The following is a 4,298-nucleotide window of genomic DNA, read 5'->3' as shown; positions in this document are numbered from 1 at the left end:
TGTCCACCGCGCCGCCGGGAAAGGCCACCTGGCCCGCGTGCTTGCGCAGCTGCGAAGAGCGCCGGGTGAGCAGCAGGCCCGGCTCGGGCCGGCGCACGATGGGCAGCAGCACCGCTGCCTGGCGCTGGTTTCTGACCTCCGGCGCGGGCTGCGGGCTGAGCATCTGAAAGCGGGAGATAAACTCGTCGAGGGTAAGAGAGGGATGCGGCATAAGTCAGGACTCCAGCTGCTGCAAGATACGGTTTACTTTATCAAAGGTTTCCTGATACTCCGCCTGCTCCTCGCTGTCGGCCACGATCCCGCCGCCTGCGGAGCAATACAGCTGGCCGCCGGAGGCGGTCAGGGTGCGGATAGTGATGCTGGTGTCCATTGCGCCGCAGAAGCTGAGATAGCCGATGCTGCCGCACCAGGCATTCCGGCGCTGGGGCTCCAGCTCGTCGATAATCTCCATCGCCCGGATTTTCGGCGCGCCGGTAATGGAACCGCCGGGAAACGCGGCGCGCAGCAGGTCGGCGGCGTGCAGGGCGGCGGGCAGGCGGGCGGTAATGGTGCTGACCAGATGGTGAACGGCGGGAAAGGGCTCAACGACAAACAGTTCGGGCACCTGAACACTGCCGGGCACTGCAACTCGCCCAATGTCGTTACGCATCAAATCGACGATCATCAGATTTTCAGCCCGGTCTTTGGCAGATGCCTGCAGCTTGCGCGCCTGGCGCGCATCTTCGGCAGGATCGGCAAGCCGCGGCAGCGTGCCTTTAATGGGGCGTGTCTGGATCTGATCCGCTTCCAGGCGGATAAATCGCTCCGGCGACAGGCTCAGCACCGCGCTGTCGGGCAGGCGTACAAAGGCGCTGAACGGCGCGCGGCTGGTCTGGTTGAGCTGCCTGAAGGCCTGCCACTCGCTGCCCTCATAGCCTGCCTGAAAACGCTGGGCAAGATTGACCTGATAGCAGTCGCCGCTCTGAATGTAGTCCTGCACCTTGCGAAAGCGCTGGCCGTAATCCTCGCGGGTCATGTTCGAGTGCCAGGGTGACGTCAGGCGAAAGGCCTTATCCGCAGGGCGCGCCTGGGCGGTGAGCCACGCCAGGCGCTGCTGCGGATCGTCATGGCTCAGCAGGGTCACCCGCTGCAGTTGATGATCGACAATCAGCGCCCAGCGGTAAATGCCGATGGCCATATCGGGGACATCAATGTCGGCCTGCGCTTTTTCGGGCAGCCTTTCAAAGCGCCGCCCTAAATCGTAACCAAAAAGACCCAGCGCGCCGCCCTGGAACGGCAGTTCGCTGAGGCTCTGCAGCTGCAGCTGCAGCTGCAACTGCAACTGCTGCCCTTCCAGCTGCTGCTGGAGCAGCGCCAGCGGATCCTCAGCCGAGGTTATCACACGATCGGCGGTGGCAATGTCGGTACTCTCGCCACGGGTCACCAGCGTGGCTTGCGGATCGGCAACCACGATGTCGAAGCGGCTGTGGGGATGGTCGGCAAAGCCGGAGTGCAGCAGCATTGCCCAGGGTAAATGGGCCAGCGGCGCAAAATAGTGTTCAGCGGCATCGGTACGCCAGGGCAGCGTAATTACAGCAGGGGACAGCATTGATCTCGTTCCGGGTTACGCCACCGCTGGCTAACCCGCAGGCGGCATGGGATAATAAGCGCCCACAATGTAGCAGGAGTTCACGATGTTTGCAGGTTTACCTTCACTAAGCCATGAACAGCAGCAGCAGGCGGTTGAGCGCATCCATGAACTGATGTCTCAGGGGATGAGCAGCGGCGAAGCGATTACGCTGGTGGCGCGGGAGATCCGCGAAAACCACACCGGCGAGCGGATCGTAGCGCGCTTTGAAGACGACGAGGACGACAGCGATAACGAATAGCGCGGCTGCGCTTAGTCCGAACTCATTGCGGTTCTGCATTTTACATCTTGTTGCCCGCAGGCCGTGATTTCAGTAATGCTCTCTATTCATTGGCGCGACCAATAGCAGAGGTGGTGACGCCTGTGGATTGGCATCCGGGGCGGTGACGAACGCACAAAAAGCAAGAGAGGGGGAGCCCCTCTCCGGGTCCAACAGCCTACGCGGCCGCAATAATCTTAATTTCAACTTTATATTTCGGATTCATCAATCCGGCCTGCACGGTGCAGCGCACCGGCGCGTGTCCGGCGGCGACCCAGGCATCCCAGGCCTTATTCATTGCCGGAAAATCGGCTTTATCCGTCAGGAAAATAGTGGCATCCAGAATGCGTGTTTTGTTGCTGCCCTGTTTTTCCAGCTCGGCGTCAATCTGCGCCAGCGTGTTAGCAGTCTGCTCGAACGCATCGGCGTCCAGATTGGCCGGTACGGCGGTGTAATAAATGGTCTGGTTATAAATCACCACTTCGGACATGCGGGCCCCGACGTCAATACGCGTAATGCTCATCTTTTTACCTCTCAGTGTTCCATTCGAAAGGCGCAAGAGTGCCATAAACCCTGCCAGGCGTCACGACTTTGGCTGGTACAACGTGAGCGTCGCTGACATAATTACTGTCCAGATATCCAGGGGGTAGCGTGACGGACGATTTTGCAACAGAAGGCCAGTTAGCCAAAGCCATTGCCGGTTTTAAGCCGCGCGAGGCGCAGCGCGAGATGGCGCAGGCGGTAATGCAGGCCATTGAAGAAACCCGCCCGCTGGTGGTGGAAGCCGGTACCGGCACCGGTAAAACCTACGCCTATCTGGCCCCGGCGCTGCGGGCCAACAAGAAAGTCATTATCTCCACCGGCTCGAAGGCGCTGCAGGATCAGCTCTATACCCGCGACCTTCCCACGGTGGCGAAAGCGCTGGACTATAAAGGCAGGACCGCGCTGCTGAAAGGGCGCTCCAACTACCTTTGCCTCGAACGTCTTGAGCAGCAGGCGCTGGCCGGCGGCGATCTGCCGGTGAATACCCTTAGCGACGTGATCCTGCTGCGCAGCTGGTCAAATCAAACCGTCGACGGCGATATCAGCACTTGCGCGAGCGTCCCGGAGGACTCTCAGGCCTGGCCGCTGGTCACCAGCACCAACGACAACTGCCTCGGCAGCGACTGTCCTTTATATAAAGACTGCTTTGTGGTGAAAGCCCGTAAAAAGGCGATGGATGCTGACGTGGTGGTGGTAAACCACCACCTGTTCCTCGCCGATATGGTCGTCAAAGAGAGCGGCTTTGCGGAGCTTATTCCCGAGGCCGAGGTAATGATTTTTGATGAAGCCCACCAGCTCCCGGATATCGCCAGCCAGTATTTTGGCCAGTCGCTCTCCAGCCGCCAACTGCTGGACATGGCCAAAGACATCATCATCGCCTATCGCACCGAACTCAAAGACACTCAACAGCTGCAAAAGTGCGCCGACCGGCTGGCCCAGGCCACCCAGGATTTTCGCCTGCAGCTTGGCGAACCGGGCTATCGCGGCAACCTGCGCGAAGTGCTGGCGGACAGCGGCATCCAGCGGGCGCTGCTGCTGCTCGATGACGCGCTGGAGCTGTGTTACGACGTGGCGAAACTGTCGCTCGGCCGCTCGGCGCTGCTGGACGCCGCGTTTGAGCGGGCGACCCTGTACCGCACGCGCCTTAAGCGGCTAAAAGAGATCAACCAGCCCGGCTACAGCTACTGGTACGAGTGCAACTCCCGCCACTTTACGCTGGCCCTGACCCCGCTTACGGTGGCCGATAAGTTTCAGGAGGTGATGGCGCAGAAGAAGGGGAGCTGGATTTTTACTTCCGCCACGCTGTCGGTTAATGACGATCTGCACCACTTCACCGCCCGGCTCGGCATTGAGTCCGCCCACGCGCTGCTGCTCGCCAGCCCCTTTAATTATGAAAAGCAGGCGCTGCTCTGCGTACCGCGTAATCTGCCGTCGCCGAACCAGCCCGGCGGCGCGCGCCAGCTGGCAACGATGCTGCGGCCAATGATCGAGGCCAACAACGGCCGCTGCTTCATGCTCTGCACCTCCCACGCCATGATGCGCGATCTGGTGGAGCAGTTTCGCGCCATGCTGGATCTGCCGGTGCTGCTGCAGGGGGAAACCAGCAAAGGCCAGCTGCTGGCGCAGTTTGTCAGCGCGGGCAACGCCCTGCTGGTGGCAACCAGCAGCTTCTGGGAAGGGGTGGACGTGCGCGGCGACGCGCTGTCGCTGGTGATTATCGACAAACTTCCCTTTACCTCGCCGGAAGATCCGCTCCTGAAGGCGCGTATGGAAGACTGTCGGCTGCGCGGCGGCGATCCGTTTGACGAGGTCCAGCTCCCGGACGCGGTGATCACCCTTAAGCAGGGCGTGGGCCGTCTGATCCGCGAC

Annotated in this window: 4 protein-coding genes and 1 pseudogene; 2 read left to right on the top strand and 3 right to left on the bottom strand. The window is 61.0% G+C overall.

Annotation, left to right across the window (positions count from 1 at the left end; translation table 11 throughout):
* Together QZ766_RS06805 and pabB are read right to left on the bottom strand one after the other, a co-directional pair.
* Positions 1–211, bottom strand: a pseudogene (locus QZ766_RS06805) (CoA pyrophosphatase); the annotation flags it as partial.
* A gap of 3 nt (positions 212–214) precedes the next feature.
* Complete coding sequence (gene pabB / locus QZ766_RS06800; RefSeq protein WP_297199235.1) at positions 215–1,588, bottom strand: aminodeoxychorismate synthase component 1; 1,374 nt, start codon at positions 1,586–1,588, stop codon at positions 215–217.
* 85 nt (positions 1,589–1,673) lie between these two features.
* Here pabB and QZ766_RS06795 point away from each other — a divergent pair, with 85 nt between their 5' ends.
* Positions 1,674–1,868, top strand: a complete 195-nt coding sequence (locus QZ766_RS06795; RefSeq protein WP_297199232.1) for a YoaH family protein — start codon at positions 1,674–1,676, stop codon at positions 1,866–1,868.
* A gap of 196 nt (positions 1,869–2,064) precedes the next feature.
* Here QZ766_RS06795 and QZ766_RS06790 read toward each other — a convergent pair whose 3' ends face one another.
* Entirely contained in the window at positions 2,065–2,409 is a 345-nt protein-coding gene (locus QZ766_RS06790; protein WP_297199229.1) for a RidA family protein, read from the bottom strand.
* Between the two features lie 128 nt (positions 2,410–2,537).
* Here QZ766_RS06790 and QZ766_RS06785 point away from each other — a divergent pair.
* A partial coding sequence (locus QZ766_RS06785) for an ATP-dependent DNA helicase (RefSeq protein ID WP_297199226.1) occupies positions 2,538–4,298 on the top strand: 1,761 nt, incomplete at its 3' end.

This window comes from uncultured Pluralibacter sp., assembly GCF_913775985.1.
Lineage (GTDB): Bacteria > Pseudomonadota > Gammaproteobacteria > Enterobacterales > Enterobacteriaceae > Pluralibacter.
The sequence above is the reverse complement of the archived record's forward strand: the minus strand, read 5'-3'. Positions and strand labels throughout refer to the sequence as shown.